Source organism: Pseudomonas sp. yb_5, assembly GCF_043103865.1.
Lineage (GTDB): Bacteria > Pseudomonadota > Gammaproteobacteria > Pseudomonadales > Pseudomonadaceae > Aquipseudomonas > Aquipseudomonas putida_Y.
The window spans coordinates 1-16,101 of the sequence record NZ_JBICKE010000082.1 but is presented as its reverse complement, the minus strand read 5'-3'; the positions used below and the strand labels follow the sequence as shown (position 1 = coordinate 16,101).

General features: G+C 61.1%; 14 protein-coding genes. 10 read left to right on the top strand and 4 right to left on the bottom strand.

The annotated features are described in order from the left end of the window. Window positions 1-45 precede the first annotated feature (45 nt). Together ACF8GF_RS13175 and ACF8GF_RS13170 are read right to left on the bottom strand one after the other, a co-directional pair. Window positions 46-738, bottom strand: coding sequence for a hypothetical protein (locus ACF8GF_RS13175; protein WP_020193117.1), 693 nt, complete (start codon window positions 736-738; stop codon window positions 46-48). A 138-nt stretch (window positions 739-876) separates the two neighbouring features. Then, window positions 877-1,293 (bottom strand): lysozyme inhibitor LprI family protein, encoded by a 417-nt coding sequence (locus ACF8GF_RS13170; protein WP_392460600.1) that lies wholly within the window; start codon window positions 1,291-1,293, stop codon window positions 877-879. Between the two features lie 285 nt (window positions 1,294-1,578). Here ACF8GF_RS13170 and ACF8GF_RS13165 point away from each other — a divergent pair, with 285 nt between their 5' ends. The 7 genes from ACF8GF_RS13165 (at window position 1,579) to ACF8GF_RS13135 (ending at window position 10,715) form a co-directional block, all read left to right on the top strand. Beyond that, window positions 1,579-2,556: a dipeptidase gene (locus tag ACF8GF_RS13165; protein WP_003255700.1), complete on the top strand. Its 978-nt coding sequence runs from the start codon at window positions 1,579-1,581 to the stop codon at window positions 2,554-2,556. A gap of 76 nt (window positions 2,557-2,632) precedes the next feature. Further along, window positions 2,633-3,163 (top strand): DUF5943 domain-containing protein, encoded by a 531-nt coding sequence (locus tag ACF8GF_RS13160; protein ID WP_003255698.1) that lies wholly within the window; start codon window positions 2,633-2,635, stop codon window positions 3,161-3,163. Window positions 3,164-3,178: 15 nt separating this feature from the next. Next, window positions 3,179-5,239, top strand: coding sequence for a dimethylglycine demethylation protein DgcA (dgcA, locus tag ACF8GF_RS13155; protein WP_003255697.1), 2,061 nt, complete (start codon window positions 3,179-3,181; stop codon window positions 5,237-5,239). Window positions 5,240-5,417: 178 nt separating this feature from the next. After that, window positions 5,418-7,370, top strand: a complete 1,953-nt coding sequence (gene dgcB, locus ACF8GF_RS13150; protein WP_021782649.1) for a dimethylglycine demethylation protein DgcB — start codon at window positions 5,418-5,420, stop codon at window positions 7,368-7,370. Then, window positions 7,370-8,602 (top strand): electron transfer flavoprotein subunit alpha/FixB family protein, encoded by a 1,233-nt coding sequence (locus ACF8GF_RS13145; RefSeq protein ID WP_176683570.1) that lies wholly within the window; start codon window positions 7,370-7,372, stop codon window positions 8,600-8,602. Before dgcB ends, ACF8GF_RS13145 begins: the two co-directional genes overlap by 1 nt. A 10-nt stretch (window positions 8,603-8,612) precedes the next feature. Further along, complete coding sequence (locus ACF8GF_RS13140; RefSeq protein ID WP_176683569.1) at window positions 8,613-9,383, top strand: electron transfer flavoprotein subunit beta; 771 nt, start codon at window positions 8,613-8,615, stop codon at window positions 9,381-9,383. Between the two features lie 600 nt (window positions 9,384-9,983). Beyond that, entirely contained in the window at window positions 9,984-10,715 is a 732-nt protein-coding gene (locus ACF8GF_RS13135; protein ID WP_392460599.1) for an RHS repeat-associated core domain-containing protein, read from the top strand. 60 nt (window positions 10,716-10,775) lie between these two features. Here ACF8GF_RS13135 and gbcA read toward each other — a convergent pair whose 3' ends face one another. Further along, window positions 10,776-12,068: a glycine-betaine demethylase subunit GbcA gene (gene gbcA, locus ACF8GF_RS13130; RefSeq protein WP_143494265.1), complete on the bottom strand. Its 1,293-nt coding sequence runs from the start codon at window positions 12,066-12,068 to the stop codon at window positions 10,776-10,778. Window positions 12,069-12,363: 295 nt separating this feature from the next. Between gbcA and gbcB the strand changes: the two genes are divergently transcribed. Next, a complete protein-coding gene (gene gbcB / locus ACF8GF_RS13125; RefSeq protein ID WP_176683566.1) occupies window positions 12,364-13,464 on the top strand; it encodes a glycine-betaine demethylase subunit GbcB in 1,101 nt (366 codons plus the stop codon). Window positions 13,465-13,572: 108 nt separating this feature from the next. Here gbcB and ACF8GF_RS13120 read toward each other — a convergent pair whose 3' ends face one another. Then, entirely contained in the window at window positions 13,573-15,198 is a 1,626-nt protein-coding gene (locus ACF8GF_RS13120; RefSeq protein ID WP_392519746.1) for a methyl-accepting chemotaxis protein, read from the bottom strand. A 266-nt stretch (window positions 15,199-15,464) separates the two neighbouring features. On the opposite strand from ACF8GF_RS13120, the gene ACF8GF_RS13115 reads away from it, so the two are divergent. Together ACF8GF_RS13115 and ACF8GF_RS13110 are read left to right on the top strand one after the other, a co-directional pair. Then, a complete protein-coding gene (locus ACF8GF_RS13115) occupies window positions 15,465-15,695 on the top strand; it encodes a hypothetical protein (RefSeq protein ID WP_003255686.1) in 231 nt (76 codons plus the stop codon). Next, window positions 15,692-15,994, top strand: a complete 303-nt coding sequence (locus ACF8GF_RS13110) for a cell division protein ZapA (protein WP_003255684.1) — start codon at window positions 15,692-15,694, stop codon at window positions 15,992-15,994. Before ACF8GF_RS13115 ends, ACF8GF_RS13110 begins: the two co-directional genes overlap by 4 nt. The last annotated feature ends 107 nt before the right edge of the window (window positions 15,995-16,101 follow it).

The window sequence follows — 16,101 nt, the reverse complement described above, 5'->3', positions numbered from 1 at the left end:
GACCAGAACCGGGTACCAGCGCGCGCGGGTACCCGGCCTCGCTAATCAGATAGCGAGAAACGCGCCGAGGTCGCCTTTGATCTTCTCATTCACAAGGTCACGTGCAGCGTCGAAGTGACGAACGCTGAACGTGCCTTGTTGCGAAGCGCGATAAACGCGGGTAGAGGTTTTGTCGACCTTGCGGGTCAGGGCGCCTTCACGCTCGACTTTCGAGTCGTAGCTGGCCTGGAAGCTGGTCATGTGCATCGCGGGCAGGCCTTGTGGCGTCATTTCGCACTGGGCGACCACGAAGTTGCTCGATTTGCCGGTTTCGCTATGGCTGTGCTTTTCCAGGTGCGCCTTGACTTCCGGTTTCTGCACGACAATTTGCAGAACACGCCGGGCGCAGGCGGCGCGACGAGGGTCCGCGGAGACGCTGATGGTGACGGACTTGGTGATCAGCTCTGCCAGGGTCAGGTTGTCCTCATCAATGGCATCTTCGGCATGTGCAGCACCTGTCATGGTCCAGCCGAACTTGATCAGGCCATCGTTGTAGAAGTTGTACCACTCGCGCTGCTGGGTTTCCTTGTCGAACTTCTTGTTGGCCAGTTCGGTCATCAAGCGCATGCCGGCCAGGATGTCTTCCGCAATGTTGGCAGGCACATTGTCAGCGAAGATGCAGATGGTCTGGCCGGTAGCGGCTACGCGCTCTTGACCCTCTTTGCGGATTTTTTCCATTTCAACTTTGATGTCAGCCACTTTGTAATTCCTTGATAGTTGTGAGTTCCAAGACGCACATGGGGAGCACGTGGTCTGAGGGCACTATCGAGCAATCAAGCAGGGGGCATCAGCGGCATGTTGTTCCTCTGGAGCTGATCCTTCACTCGCGCGAGCTGATCAATCTTCGGGTGCCAGCTCTTCACTGTTTTGCAGGCCCAGGCTGCGCAAGTACTCCGCTCGCTCATCGCTGCGCTGTGCAATGCAGCTGTTCCAGGCGATCTGGTAGGCCTTGCTGCCTGGTTGTTCAGCATGGGTTTCGACCTTGCAGTCTGCATCGCGCAGTTGGCTCCAGACTTGCTCGGCTGCGTCAATTCGCGACATCAGGCCAGCCTCGTCGCCAAACTGATCACGCATGCGCTCGATCAGGTCGTCGTAGGCCGACTGCAGTTCACGCTCGGCGATCTGCTTGTTGAATGCTGCGCAGGCGAAGGTCTGCTGGTCGGTCTCCACATTGTCGCAAGGTGTGCTTTCTTCCTCGCTGGCCTGGGCACCGCTCACGATGGCCAGCAGCACCAGCCATGCCATTGATTTCATCCGTTTTCTCCTCAACAGGCTGTCGAATCGCAGGGATTCTCGCTCAGCCTGAGGTCCGGTGGTAGCTCCCTGGTCAAATGTTCATGTACCGGCCGCAAATGGCGTTATCGAGACTGTCTCTCATCCCCGGAACACGCGCCAGACGCGCTCTTGTCGCGCATTGACGCTTTCGGCAAACCCCCTGTCGTTTTTGCACCGGGGCGCCTCGGGGCACAGGCATATGCTGGCCTCAAAGCGCCGGCAGAAGGTTTGGCGCGACCCAACTCTATAAAAGGGGACAGCCTGATGAGCCCAGCCGAATTACACGCCGACAGCATCGTCATCGATGGCCTGATCATCGCCAAATGGAACCGCGAGCTGTTCGAAGACATGCGCAAAGGCGGCCTCACTGCGGCCAACTGCACGGTGTCGGTCTGGGAAGGGTTCAAGGCTACTGTCGACAACATTGCGTCCAGCCAGAAGCTGATCCGCGACAACAGCGACCTGGTGATGCCGGTGCGCACCACCGCCGACATCCGCAAGGCCAAGGAGCTGGGCAAGACCGGCATCCTCTTCGGCTTCCAGAACGCCCATGCGTTCGAAGACCAGATCGCTTATGTGGACGTGTTCAAGCAGCTGGGCGTGGGCATCGTGCAGATGTGCTACAACACCCAGAACCTGGTTGGCACCGGCTGCTACGAGCGTGACGGCGGGCTGTCCGGCTTCGGTCGCGAGATCGTTGCCGAGATGAACCGTGTCGGCATCATGTGCGACCTGTCCCACGTCGGCTCCAAGACTTCCGAAGAAGTCATCCTCGAATCGAAAAAGCCGGTGTGCTACTCGCACTGCCTGCCCTCGGGCCTGAAAGAGCACCCGCGCAACAAGTCGGACGAAGAGCTGAAGTTCATCGCCGATCACGGCGGTTTCGTCGGCGTCACCATGTTCGCGCCGTTCCTGGCCAAAGGCATTGATTCGACCATCGATGACTACGCCGAAGCCATCGAGTACACCATGAACATCGTCGGTGAAGACGCCATCGGTATCGGTACTGACTTCACCCAGGGTCACGGCCAGGACTTCTTCGAATACCTGACCCATGACAAGGGCTACGCCCGCCGCCTGACCAACTTCGGCAAGATCATCAACCCGCTGGGCATTCGCACCGTCGGCGAATTCCCCAACCTCACCGAGACCTTGCTCAAGCGCGGCCACTCCGAGCGTGTGGTGCGCAAGATCATGGGCGAGAACTGGGTAAACGTCCTCAAGGATGTCTGGGGCGAGTAAGCCGCTCTCCAAGCCTGATAGCCCCTGCCAGCAACGCCGGGGCACCCACAAAAAATTTTTATGGAGTTGAGTTTCCATGGCCAAAATCGCCCCGCAATTGCCAATCGAAGTCGACAGCGAGACCGGTGTCTGGACCAGCGACGCCTTGCCGATGCTGTATGTGCCTCGTCATTTCTTCGTCAATAACCATATGGGCATCGAGGAAGTGCTGGGCGCCGACGCCTATGCCGAAATCCTCTACAAGGCTGGCTACAAGTCCGCCTGGCACTGGTGTGAGAAAGAGGCCGAGTGCCATGGCCTGGAAGGCGTAGCGGTGTTCGAGCACTACATGAAGCGCCTGAGCCAGCGTGGCTGGGGCCTGTTCGAGATCCAGGATATCGACCTGGATAAAGGTACCTGCAGCGTCAAGCTCAAGCACTCTGCGTTCGTGTACGTCTATGGCAAGTGCGGCCGCAAGGTCGACTACATGTTCACCGGCTGGTTCGCCGGCGCGATGGACCAGATTCTCGCTGCCCGCGGCAGCAAGATCCGCACCGTGGCCGAACAGGTCTATGGCGGGTCGGAAGAAGGCCACGAAGATGGCCTGTTCGTTACAAAGCCGTTGTAAGCCGGAGATAGCGTCATGGCATTCGAAGCAATGTTCCAGCCGATTCAGATCGGCAAACTGACCATCCGCAACCGTGTGCTCAGCACCGCGCACGCCGAGGTCTACGCCACTGACGGCGGCATGACGACCGACCGCTATGTGAAGTACTACGAAGAGAAGGCCAAGGGCGGCATCGGCCTGGCCATCTGTGGCGGCTCGTCGGTGGTGGCCATCGACAGCCCGCAGGAATGGTGGGCATCGGTCAACCTGTCGACCGACCGCATCATCCCGCACTTCCAGAATCTTGCCGACGCCATGCACAAGCATGGCGCCAAGATCATGATCCAGATTACCCACATGGGCCGTCGCTCGCGTTGGGACGGCTTCAACTGGCCGACGCTGATGTCGCCATCGGGCATTCGCGAACCTGTGCACCGCGCCACCTGCAAAACCATCGAGGTGGAAGAGATCTGGCGGGTAATCGGCAACTACGCGCAGGCTGCGCGTCGCGCCAAAGAGGGCGGCCTGGACGGCGTGGAATTGTCGGCGGTGCACCAGCACATGATCGACCAGTTCTGGAGCCCACGGGTCAACAAGCGTACCGACGAATGGGGCGGTACCTTTGAAGGCCGCATGAAATTCGGCCTGGAAGTACTGAAAGCCGTGCGCGCCGAAGTGGGTGACGACTTCTGTGTGGGCATGCGTATCTGTGGTGACGAGTTCCACCCCGATGGCCTCAGCCACGAGGACATGAAGCAGATCGCCGCCTACTACGACGCCACCGGCATGCTCGACTTCATCGGTGTGGTCGGCTCGGGTTGCGATACTCACAACACCCTGGCCAACGTCATCCCCAACATGAGCTACCCGCCGGAGCCGTTCCTGCACCTGGCGGCCGGTATCAAGGAAGTGGTCAAGGTCCCGGTGCTGCACGCGCAGAACATCAAAGACCCGAACCAGGCCACGCGCATCCTTGAAGGCGGCTACGTGGACATGGTCGGCATGACCCGTGCGCACATGGCAGACCCGCACCTGATCGCCAAGATCAAGATGGGCCAGATCGACCAGATCAAGCAGTGCGTCGGTGCCAACTACTGCATCGACCGCCAGTACCAGGGCCTCGATGTGCTGTGCATCCAGAACGCCGCGACCTCCCGTGAATACATGGGTGTGCCGCACATCATCGAGAAGACCACCGGCGTCAAGCGCAAGGTGGTGGTGGTTGGCGCAGGCCCTGCGGGCATGGAAGCGGCCCGTGTGGCTGCTGAACGCGGCCACGATGTGACCCTGTTCGAGAAGAGGGACCAGATCGGCGGGCAGATCACCATTGCCGCCAAGGCCCCGCAGCGTGACCAGATTGCCGGTATCACCCGCTGGTACCAGCTTGAGCTGGCTCGCCTGAAAGTCGACTTGCGCCTGGGCACTGCCGCTGATGTGGCCGCCATCCAGGACCTGCGCCCGGACGTCATCGTGCTGGCCGTAGGTGGGCACTCGTTCCTGGAGCAGAACGAGCACTGGGGCGCCGCTGAAGGGCTGGTGGTCAGCAGCTGGGATGTGCTCGATGGCAAGGTAGCGCCGGGCAAGAACGTGCTGGTGTACGACACCATCTGCGAATTCACCGGTATGTCGGTGGCCGACTTCATCGCCGACAAAGGTAGCCAGGTCGAGATCGTCACCGACGACATCAAGCCAGGCGTGGCCATGGGTGGTACCACTTTCCCCACCTACTACCGCAGCATGTACCCCAAAGAAGTGATCATGACCGGCGACATGATGCTGGAAAAGGTCTACCGCGAAGGCGACAAGCTGGTGGCGGTACTGGAGAACGAATACACCGGCGCCAAGGAAGAGCGCGTGGTCGATCAGGTAGTGGTCGAGAACGGCGTGCGCCCTGACGAAGAGCTGTACTACGCGCTCAAGGAAGGTTCGCGCAACAAGGGCCAGATCGACGTGGAGGCGCTGTTCGCCATCAAGCCACAGCCGATCCTGAGCCAGCCGGGCGAAGGCTACCTGTTGTATCGCATCGGCGACTGCGTGGCCCAGCGCAACGTGCATGCGGCGATCTACGACGCCTTGCGCCTCTGCAAGGACTTCTGATCGTTAACAGTCGCCGCCATCGGGCGCGATCCCTGTAGGAGCGGGTTTACCCGCGAATGCGTCAGCACTGACAACACTGTTGCCTGACCGGACGCATTCGCGGGTGAACCCGCTCTTACATGGGGCCAGTCTCGCCCTCTGGTCGGCGCAAGAATCCAGCTGTTTGTGGGAGTCTCCCATGTTGAACACCCTTCTACCCATCCTGCTGTTCGCTGCCCTTGGCCTGGCAGTGCTCGGTGCCTTGCGCCGGGTGCGCATGTGGCGCCGTGGCCGGCCGTCCAAGGTCAACCTGATCGGCGGCCTGCTGGCCATGCCGCGCCGCTACCTGGTGGACCTGCACCACGTGGTTGAGCGCGACAAATACATGTCCAAGACCCACGTGGCCACTGCGGGCGGCTTTGTGCTGTCTGCTGCCCTGGCCATTCTGGTGCATGGTTTTGGCCTGCAGAGCAAGATCCTCGGCTACGCACTGCTGGTAGCCACGGTGATCATGTTCACTGGTGCCATCTTTGTCTTCAAACGCCGCCTCAACCCGCCTTCTCGCCTGTCCAAGGGCCCGTGGATGCGCCTGCCGAAGAGTTTGCTGGCGTTCGCTGTGAGCTTCTTCATTGCCACCCTGCCGGTCGCCGGTATCCTGCCGGCCAACACCGGAGGCTGGGTGATGGTCGCCATTCTGGGCCTGGGTGTGCTGTGGGGTGTGTCGGAGCTGTTCTTTGGCATGACCTGGGGCGGCCCGATGAAGCACGCCTTCGCCGGTGCCTTGCACCTGGCCTGGCACCGCCGTGCCGATCGCTTCGGCGGCGGCCGCTCCACCGGCCTAAAGCCGCTGGATCTGGAAGACCCGAACGCCCCTCTGGGTGTGGAAAAACCGGTGGACTTCACCTGGAACCAGCTGCTGGGCTTCGATGCCTGCGTGCAGTGCGGTAAATGTGAAGCCATGTGCCCGGCCTTTGCCGCTGGCCAGCCGCTGAACCCGAAAAAACTCATCCAGGACATGGTCATCGGCCTTGCCGGTGGCACTGACGCGCAATTCGCCGGTAGCCCGTACCCTGGCAAACCGATCGGCGAACACGGCGGCAATCCGCACCAGCCGATCGTCAATGGCCTGGTCGACGCCGAAACACTGTGGTCCTGCACCACCTGCCGTGCCTGCGTCGAAGAGTGCCCGATGATGATCGAGCACGTCGATGCCATCGTCGACATGCGCCGCCACCTCACCCTGGAAAAGGGCGCTACCCCGAACAAGGGCGCCGAGGTGCTGGACAACCTGATCGCCACCGACAACCCCGGCGGCTTCGCCCCCGGCGGGCGGATGAACTGGGCTGCCGACCTTAACCTGCAACTGCTGTCTGAAGTCAAAGCGACCGAAGTGTTGTTCTGGGTTGGCGATGGTGCCTTCGACATGCGTAACCAGCGCACTTTGCGTTCGTTTGTCAAAGTGTTGAAAGCCTCGGGTGTGGATTTTGCCGTACTCGGCCTGGAAGAGCGCGACAGCGGCGACGTGGCGCGCCGCTTGGGCGATGAGGCAACCTTCCAGCAACTGGCCAAGCGCAACATCCAGACCTTGGCGAAATACAAGTTCCAGCGCATCGTCACCTGCGATCCGCACAGCTTCCATGTGCTGAAGAACGAATACGGCGCCCTGGGCGGTGACTACCAGGTGCAGCACCACAGCACCTACATCGCCGAACTGATCGCGGCCAAGAAGCTCAACCTTGGCCAGCACAAGGGCGGCAGCGTCACCTACCATGATCCGTGCTACCTGGGCCGTTACAACGGCGAGTACGAAGCCCCGCGCGAAGTGCTCAAGGCGCTGGGAATCGAGGTGCGCGAGATGCAGCGCTCGGGCTTCCGTTCCCGTTGCTGCGGTGGCGGTGGCGGGGCGCCGATCACTGACATCCCTGGCAAGCAGCGTATTCCCGATATGCGCATGGACGACATCCGTGAGACCGAGGCCGAGCTGGTAGCTGTGGGGTGCCCACAGTGCACCGCCATGCTTGAAGGTGTGGTCGAACCGCGCCCACAGATCAAGGACTTGGCTGAACTGGTAGCCGACGTGCTGATCGAGGAGGACGGCTCCACTGTCCCAAAGCCGCAAACGGCTAAACGTGAACCTGCGGAGGTGCACTGATGAGCGACATTATCCGCCGCGACCCACGCGCCGAGTGGATCGCCCGTAACCGTCTGCACCCGCTGCATGCTGCGATGCAGACGCAACAGACCAGCTGGATGGGGCCCAACGGCATCATCCGCAAGAACCCGCATGCGATTGCCGCGGGCTTTGTCGGCCCGGCCGGCATCAAGCGTATCGATCGCAGCGGCGCCCAGCAGGGCACCGGTGCGGGTGGACGGCGCACGGCAGCGGTCGAGGTCAAGTTGCCATTGCACCAGGTGCCGGAGCCGGCGTTCTACATTGCCGTTGTGCCGGACATGGTTGGTGGCCGCCTGAGCAGCCACGACCGCGACCTGCTCGGCCTGGCTCACAGCCTGGCCGGCAGCGACGGGGCAGTGCTGGCCGTGGTGTTCAACGAGCACAAGGAAAGCAACTTTTCCACAGCCGGTGTCGACCGCCTGCTGGTTATCGAAGGCGAGGCCTTTGAAGGTTATGCACCGGAGCAACTGGTGCAAGGCCTGCGGACTGTGGATAACCAGTTCACGCCGCGCCACTGGCTGCTGCCCGACAGCCGCACCGGTGGCGGTGAACTGGGTCGGCGCCTGGGCGCAGCGCTGGGCGAGCGCCCGGCAACGCGGGTATGGCAGGTCAAGGACGGCCAGTGCATCGGCCGCGCCGGTGCCGGCCAGCAAGACCTGCAACGCGCCGTGCCGCGTCTGATCCTGGCGGCGGCCGAGTGCGCCGAACCGGTCAGCGAAACCCGTCACGAAGCCTTGCCGGTGGAGTTGTCCACAGGTGTGGTGCGCAGCCTGCCGCGCATCGAAGACCTTGGTTCGGTGGCCGTCGATCCGGCCACCATTGCCATGGCCGAAGCCGAGTTCATCGTCTCGGGCGGCAACGGTGTCAAGGACTGGGACCTGTACCACAAGGCCACTGCAGCCCTCGGCGCTACCGAAGGTGCCTCGCGGGTGGCAGTGGACGACGGCTTCATGCCGCGTAACCGCCAGGTGGGGGCTACCGGCACCTGGGTTACCGCGCGTGTCTACGTGGCTGTGGGTATCTCGGGCGCGATCCAGCACCTGCAGGGTATCGGTGCCTGCGACAAGGTGGTGGCGATCAACATGGATCCGGGCTGCGACATGATCAAACGGGCTGACCTGTCGGTGATTGGCGACAGCTCGGCGATTCTCAAGGCGCTGATCGAGGCTGTGGACAACTTCCGCAGCGGCGGCCATCGCGACGCGGCATAAGGGCACGAGCATGAGTACGAAAGTGATCAGCCTGGTTTCCATTGGTGCCCACCCCAGCTCTGGCCGCGCCCGCCGCGCCGAGCAGGATGCCCGCGCCGTGGAGCTGGGTTTGCAGCTGGCTGGGGATAACTTGCAGGTGGTGCATGCGGGCGACCCGCGTGAAGAGGCGCTGCGCGCCTACCTGGGCATGGGCCTGGACCACCTCGACGTGCTGGAGCAACCGGCCGGTGCCGATGTGCTGGGCGTGCTGGGCGATTATCTGCGCGACGCCGGGGCCCAGTTGGTGCTGACCGGCAGCCAGGCCGAGACTGGCGAGGGTTCGGGCATGTTGCCGTTCCTGTTGGCCGAAAAGCTTGGCTGGCCACTGATTGTCGGGTTGGCCGAGGTGGAGTCGATCGATAACGGTACCGCCCAGGTGTTGCAGGCTTTGCCACGTGGTCAGCGGCGTCGGCTGAAGGTGCGCCTGCCATTGCTGGCGACTGTGGATAACGCTGCGCCCAAGCCGCGCCAGAGCGCTTTTGGGCCTGCGCGCCGGGGGGTGTTGGCGGCGCGTAATGTGGCCATCGTCGAAGACGAATTGTTGGCCGAAGCCGAGCTGCAACCGGCCCGGCCTCGACCCAAGCGCTTGAAGGTGATCAAGGCCAAGAGCGGCGCCGATCGGATGAAGGCGGCAACCGCCAAGGCCAGTGGCGGTGGTGGCAAGGTGATGAAGGACGTTTCGCCGCAAGAAGGCGCTGAGGCGATCCTCAAGCTGCTGGTGGAAGAGGGTGTCCTGCGCTGAAGCAGCAGGGCTAGAGGTCTCTTTGTGGGAGCGTCCCGGCAAGGCCGCTCCCCTCATTCAATACTCAGCATCGAGCGAGCGCTTTTGCCCACCGAATCTGTTCGCCAAGGTGTGGATAAAGTGTTTGTGCATGTCTACAGGCCTGTTGTGACGGGCTCTCCAAGGTTTTGGTCAAAAAACGATCAGGCACTCTTCCAATCTTCGCATGCGCGTATGTCAGCATTTTTCTGATTTTGCCCACAATCGCTGTTAGCCGGTCTGTGGATAATCTGTTCGGTTACGGCTGCAGGCTGCGTAGTTGAAGGCCTGGAGAGATTTGTTCAAAAAATGATCAATATCAACTTGATCCTACTCAATCCTTGCTAATCATGGCCTTGAGCCGTTTATCCACAACCGATTGCATTAAATTATTGGGTTGCTCACAAAGTCTGTTGGTGTCTCTGTGGACAAGGTGTATGAACTCCGCTGTAGCCCAGTGATAATGCGGGCTAGGCCAATATGATCAAATAATGATCAGTATCGTGCCTGACATTTTTGCCAGTACTCAAGCACACGATCGCTCATTACCCTGTCCACATTATGCAAGTAGTGTGGATAACCATGACGACATGCCTGCTTGACATCGACCAGCAGCAATCGGGATTGGGGGCGGGATATTACGAGCCGCGCGCCTACTCGCCTTACGGTGGCATGAGTGCAGTCTCGGTACGAGGTCTGGCTTTCAGCGGCCAGTACCTGGATCTGGTGACAGGTAGCTATCCATTGGGCAATGGCCATCGATTCTACCGGCCGAGCCTCAGGCGGTTCATAAGCCCTGACGTGTTAAGCCCGTTCGGAAAGGGCGGGCTCAATGCCTACGCCTACTGCCAAGGTGACCCTGTAAACTTTGCTGACCCTAGTGGTCGTTTCCCCGCCATCATTGCGCCAGTCAGAAACCTCGTCACGGGAGTGATCAACCTAGGCATCAGTGTCGTGAAAATGTACCGAAACTACCGTACAGGGCGAGACTTCGCCCTCAATAGTGGTTACCCGGCGAGCCGCTCAGGGGTTTTCACGTACGGTACGTCGGAGCATGCGGTCGCGCGATGGTCTGTAGCGGACAAGGTGGTGTCGGCCGCGGGAAGCATCAGCGCCTCATTGAGTATTGGTACGGCTACCGCGCGGTTGATTACACCGGGATCCGAGGTGTTGGCGTGGGTTGATTTTGGGGTGGCCTCATTCGCCACAGTTTTGTCAGCTTATGAGCTTTACGGATTGGCAACGTCGTCTGCCGAGCGGCGCTATCCCATACAGCCGGTGGCTTATGAGATGCGTAGGGGAGTGCAGCCTTAAGATGCAGTGGCGTGAAAGCGCCATGCTTCGGTCGCCGAAGCATGGCGGGTGTATCAGTTACTACTGCGCCTGCACTTCTTTCAGGTATGGCGCCGGCTCTGCCCCCAGGTTGTTCAGCACGCGCTGGCTGTACCAGTCAATGAAATTCACCACACCAAACTCGTAAGTCTTCGAGTAAGGGCCAGGCTGGTACGCCGTGGAGTTGATACCGCGCTGGTTCTCTTCGGCCAGACGACGGTCCTGGTCGTTGGTGGCGTCCCACACCTTGCGCATGTTCTCGGGGTTGTAGTCCACACCCTCGACGGCATCCTTGTGCACCAGCCACTTGGTGGTGACCATGGTTTCCTGCGCACTGATCGGCCACACGGTGAACACGATCATGTGGTCGCCCATGCAGTGGTTCCAGGAGTGCGGCAGGTGCAGGATGCGCATCGAGCCAAGGTCCGGGTTCTTGATGCGACCCATCAGCTTCTGGCAGGCCTGCTTGCCGTCCATGGTCATCGACACGGTGCCCTTGAGCAGTGGCATGCGCACGATACGGTTACGCAGGCCGTGGCTCTTGTGCAGATACGGGATCTTCTCGGCTTCCCAGGCAGCGGCGGAGGCGGCCACGTGGTCCTTGAATTCCTGGCTGGCGCGCGGGTCGTTGGTGTCGTCCCACTCCAACAGGGTTTGCAGCAGTTCCGGGTGCGAACCGTTGCAGTGGTAGCACTCGCGGTTGTTTTCCAGCACCAGCTTCCAGTTGGCCTTTTCCATCAAGGTGGTTTGCACCGCCACCTTGGTGTTCTCCATGTCGTACGGTTCCATGTAATGGTCCAGGGTGGCCAGGAACTCGTCGATGGCAGGCGGGTTTTCCGCCAGGCTGATGAAGATGTAGCCGCCGGCAACCTTCACGTTCACGGGCTTGAGGCCATACTGGTTCATATCGAAGTCAGCACCCATCTCGGTGCCGGCGAACAGCAGGCGGCCGTCCAGCTCGTAAGTCCACTGGTGATATGGGCACACCAGTTTGGCCACCTTGCCTTTCTCGCTGACGCACAGGCGCGAACCGCGGTGGCGGCAGACGTTGTGGAACGCATGTACCTTGCCTTCGGCACCGCGCACTACAATGATCGGGTTCTTGCCGATCTGCAGGGTGATGTAGTTGCCCTTGGCCGGGATCTCGCAGGTCATGCCGGCGATCAACCATTCTTTATGGAAGATTTCCTGCATGTCGATCTGGAACAGACGCTCGTCGGTGTAGAAAGGCTGGGGTAGCGAGTAGGTGCGCTCGCGGGTCTGCAACATCTCGGCGGTGGCCTTGCGTGCAGGTTCAAGTGGATCGCCCAGGCTCAGGGTTGCGGTGACGTCCATCGTGTATTCCTCGGGGCCGTATGCGGCCGGCAAAAGGTGGCTAATCGTTGTTGTGGTGCCGCAAGGCTGTTTCAGACAAAACAGCGAGTTCTTTTGCCGTGGAGTGTGCGTCCGAAGACGCCGCGAACCGTATCCACGGGCGACATGGCCGATTTGAATAACGACGCGCCAGCCCTTGTGCCACGGGGCTGGTCGCGATAAGCACGTCGATGTCGCAGGCAGGAATGTACGTCGTCTTCAGCTTGCGCATTATCGCAGCCATGAAAAGGGCCATAGTCGGCCGCTGGAGATGAACATGTCCGATACCTTCCTCAATCCGGTCACTACCCAGACCTGGGCCAACGGCCGCCACATCGTGCGCTGCGTCAAGGTCATCCAGGAGACCTGGGACGTGCGCACCTTCTGCTTCATGGCCGACCAGCCGATCATGTTCTTCTTCAAGCCGGGGCAGTTCGTCACCCTGGAGCTGGAGATCGAAGGCAAGCCCGTGATGCGGTCCTACACCATCTCCAGTTCGCCGTCAGTGCCCTACAGCTTCTCGATCACCGTCAAGCGTGTGCCGGGCGGCCTGGTCTCCAACTTCCTGCACGACACCATGCACGAAGGCCTCGAGCTGCCGGTGCACGGCCCTGTGGGCCTGTTCAACGCCATCGACTTCCCGTCGAGCAAGGTGCTGTACCTGTCGGGCGGTGTGGGTATTACCCCGGTGATGTCGATGGCGCGCTGGTTCTACGACACCAACGCCAATGTCGACATGGTGTTCGTGCACAGCGCCCGTTCGCCGAAGGACATCATCTACCACCGCGAGCTGGAGCAGATGGCTTCGCGCATCCCCAACTTCAGCCTGCACATCATTTGCGAAAAGCATGGCCTGGGCGAGCCGTGGGCGGGGTACCGCGGTTACCTGAACCAGCGGCTGATGGAGCTGATCGCGCCGGACTACATGGAGCGCGTGGTGTTCTGCTGCGGCCCGACGCCGTACATGACAGCGGTCAAGCGCCTGCTCGAAGCGGTCGGCTTCGACATGGCGAATTACCATGAGGAATCGTTCGGCGCGACGCCGGCAGAAGCCAAGGCCGATGCCGTGGAGCACGCCGAGCAGGCGGCCGATGCACCGGAGCTGGACGTGTCCGACCTCAATCTGGTGGAGTTCATCGGCAGCGAGAAGAGCATCCGCATCGCCCCGGGCGAGACCGTGCATGCGGCGGCAGCCAAGGTTGGCCTGATGATCCCGAAAGCCTGCGGCATGGGTATCTGCGGCACCTGCAAGGTGCTCAAGCTGGGCGGCGAGGTGGAGATGGAGCACAACGGCGGCATCACCGAAGAGGATGAAGCCGAGGGTTACATCCTGTCGTGCTGCAGCGTGCCGAAAGGGGATGTGCGGATCGATTACTGATCTAGTGGCCAGTCTGGATTCTTCGCGGGCACGCCCGCTCCCACAGGGTCATCGCTATCTTCAGGACTGCGGTGAACCTTGCGGGAGCGGGCGTGCCCGCGAATGCTTCTAGGTGCGGAACCGGGCTACCAGGCCATTGAGGTCTACCGCCAGGCGCGACAGCTCGGCACTCGCCGCGCTGGTCTGATGCGCCCCGGTAGCGCTCTGCACCGACAGGTCGTTGATGTTCACCAGGTTGCGGTCCACTTCCCGCGCTACCTGGGCCTGCTCTTCCGCCGCACTGGCAATCACCAGGTTGCGCTCGTTGATCTGCGCCACCGCGCCGGCGATGGTGTCCAGTGCCATGCCCGCGCCACGGGCGATGTTCAGTGTCGACTCCGCACGCTCGGTGCTGGTGCGCATCGATTCTACCGCCTCTTCCGTACCGCCCTGGATGCTGCCGATCATGCGCTCGATTTCGCTGGTCGACTGTTGGGTACGGTGAGCCAGTGCCCGCACCTCATCCGCCACCACGGCAAAACCACGGCCCGCTTCACCGGCGCGCGCCGCTTCGATGGCTGCGTTGAGCGCCAGCAGGTTGGTCTGGTCGGCCAGGCCACGGATCACGTCGAGCACCTTGCCAATGTCGCGCGACTGCTCGGCCAGGTGGGTGATCAGCTTGGCGGTAGCTTGCACATCACCGCTCATGCGCTCGATTGCACCCACGGTTTCCATCACCAGGTCACGACCATCACCGGTGGAGCGGCTGGCTTCACTGGACGCTTCTGAGGTGCTCACGGCATTGCGCGCCACTTCTTCCACTGCGCTGGTCATTTCGGTGACTGCAGTGGCGGCCTGTTCAATCTCATTGTTCTGCTGCTGCAGGCCACGGGCACTTTCGTCGGTGACGGAATTCAACTCTTCTGCTGCCGAGGCCAGCTGGGTGGCGGAGCCGGCGATCTGCTGCAAGGTGTCGCGCAGCTTGTCCTGCATGCGCGCCATGGCGCGCAACAACCGGGCGGCTTCGTCGGTGCCCTCTGCGCGGATGACGTGGGTCAGGTCGCCGTCGGCGACTTGTTCGGCGCTTTTGAGCGCTTCTTCGATCGGTTTGACGATGCTGCGGGTCAGCAGGAAGGCGCAGGCGAAGGTCAGTACGGTGGCGGCAACCAGCAGGCCGATCACCAGGGCGAAAGCGCTGGCATACTGGCTGGCGGCTTTCTCGTTGGTGGCGCGAGTCTGATCAGTGTTGATGCGTACCAAGGTGTCCATGACCTTGTTGATCTGCTCGGAGTTGGCCAGCAGGTCGCGGTTGACCAGGTCCTGCAGTTCATCCAGGCGGTCGGCCTGGCTCAGTGTGCGCATGCGTGATTCCAGTTGGCGGTACTGGTTGAGCAACTGACCGTACTGGTCGAATGCTGCCTGTTCGTCGGCGGCGATGATCATTGGCAGGTAGGCCTGGCGTGCCCGGTCGATCTGGCTGTTGCGCTGGTCAAGAAGATTGAGGGTATCGCGTTGGGTTGCCGGCTCGCGGTTGAGCAGCAGGCGATAGGAAAGCGTGCGCATGCGCAGGTTCAGCGCGGTGAGTTCGTCGAGGATCTTGATGCTGGGCACGCTGACTTGCTCGATGGCAACGCCCGCCTGGCGGATGTTGCCCATCTGCACCAGGGAGAAGATACCAAGGCCGAGCATCAGCAGGCCGATGAGCGCGAAGCCGAGAAGCGCGCGCGGGGCGATATTCATGTTGCGTAGGGACATGGAGAGGAGGATCCAGGCAAGTGGGAAAAGAGCGACAAAACATGACTTGCCGGGCTATCGGTCGTGACTGGCCAGTCTTGAATGCGTTCGGGGAAAATTGTGCAACCGCTGGCCTTTTCCTGACCGGCGGTTGATCCAGGTCGGAACAAGGGGTCGATTACCCTGTCAATCTGCGGGTCAGACACCTTATGAATCCGATATTTAATGGCGATAGGGCGCACTTTTCTTTATCGTGTGTGCCCCTCGCAACAACCTGAGATAGACCCATGCTGGAAGCTTCCCTGAATCAAATCGAGCAACTGGTCAGCGACCTGATGCAGAAAAACGCTCAACTCATCGAGCAGAACACCGCCCTTGGCCAGGAGCTGGCCCAGGCCAAGGAAGAGAACGAAACCCTGCAGCTGTCGCTGATGGAGCAGGAAGAGAAGAACGGCGCTACCGCAGCACGCATCCAGGCCCTGGTCGAGCGCGCCAGCGCGGGCGTTGTTGGCGCATGAGACTGCAGGAGCAGCCGATCAATGTCGTGTCGATTCTCGGCATCGACTATTCGATCAAGGCGCCCGAAGGCCAGGAAGAAACCCTGGCCCAGGCGGTACGGATGCTCAATAAAGCCCTTAACGAGACCAAGCGTCAGTACCCGACCTTGATCGGTGACAAACTGCTGGTGCTGGCTGCCCTTAACCTGTGCTCCAAACAGGTCGAACTGCAGAAAGAGCATCAGCAGACCCTTGCGCGTACTCAAGCGCAGATCGATGCCACGGTGGATGCCATCGTGCGTACCATCGCTGAGCAATAAGGCCGTACACCGTCCCCGTAGGAGCGGGTTCACCCGCGAATGCGTCAGTGGCTTCAACATCGCATTCGCGGGTAAACCCGCTCCTACAGGCATCAGCAGACCCTTGC

Coding starts and splice junctions, on each gene's coding strand:
- ACF8GF_RS13110 (WP_003255684.1), top strand. CDS start 15,692: ATGAGACTGCAGGAGCAGCCGATCAATGTCGTGTCGATTCTCGGCATC.
- gbcB (WP_176683566.1), top strand. CDS start 12,364: ATGTCCGATACCTTCCTCAATCCGGTCACTACCCAGACCTGGGCCAAC.
- gbcA (WP_143494265.1), bottom strand. CDS start 12,068: ATGGACGTCACCGCAACCCTGAGCCTGGGCGATCCACTTGAACCTGCA.
- ACF8GF_RS13140 (WP_176683569.1), top strand. CDS start 8,613: ATGAGTACGAAAGTGATCAGCCTGGTTTCCATTGGTGCCCACCCCAGC.
- ACF8GF_RS13165 (WP_003255700.1), top strand. CDS start 1,579: ATGAGCCCAGCCGAATTACACGCCGACAGCATCGTCATCGATGGCCTG.
- ACF8GF_RS13160 (WP_003255698.1), top strand. CDS start 2,633: ATGGCCAAAATCGCCCCGCAATTGCCAATCGAAGTCGACAGCGAGACC.
- ACF8GF_RS13135 (WP_392460599.1), top strand. CDS start 9,984: ATGACGACATGCCTGCTTGACATCGACCAGCAGCAATCGGGATTGGGG.
- ACF8GF_RS13120 (WP_392519746.1), bottom strand. CDS start 15,198: ATGTCCCTACGCAACATGAATATCGCCCCGCGCGCGCTTCTCGGCTTC.
- dgcB (WP_021782649.1), top strand. CDS start 5,418: ATGTTGAACACCCTTCTACCCATCCTGCTGTTCGCTGCCCTTGGCCTG.
- dgcA (WP_003255697.1), top strand. CDS start 3,179: ATGGCATTCGAAGCAATGTTCCAGCCGATTCAGATCGGCAAACTGACC.
- ACF8GF_RS13170 (WP_392460600.1), bottom strand. CDS start 1,293: ATGAAATCAATGGCATGGCTGGTGCTGCTGGCCATCGTGAGCGGTGCC.
- ACF8GF_RS13145 (WP_176683570.1), top strand. CDS start 7,370: ATGAGCGACATTATCCGCCGCGACCCACGCGCCGAGTGGATCGCCCGT.
- ACF8GF_RS13115 (WP_003255686.1), top strand. CDS start 15,465: ATGCTGGAAGCTTCCCTGAATCAAATCGAGCAACTGGTCAGCGACCTG.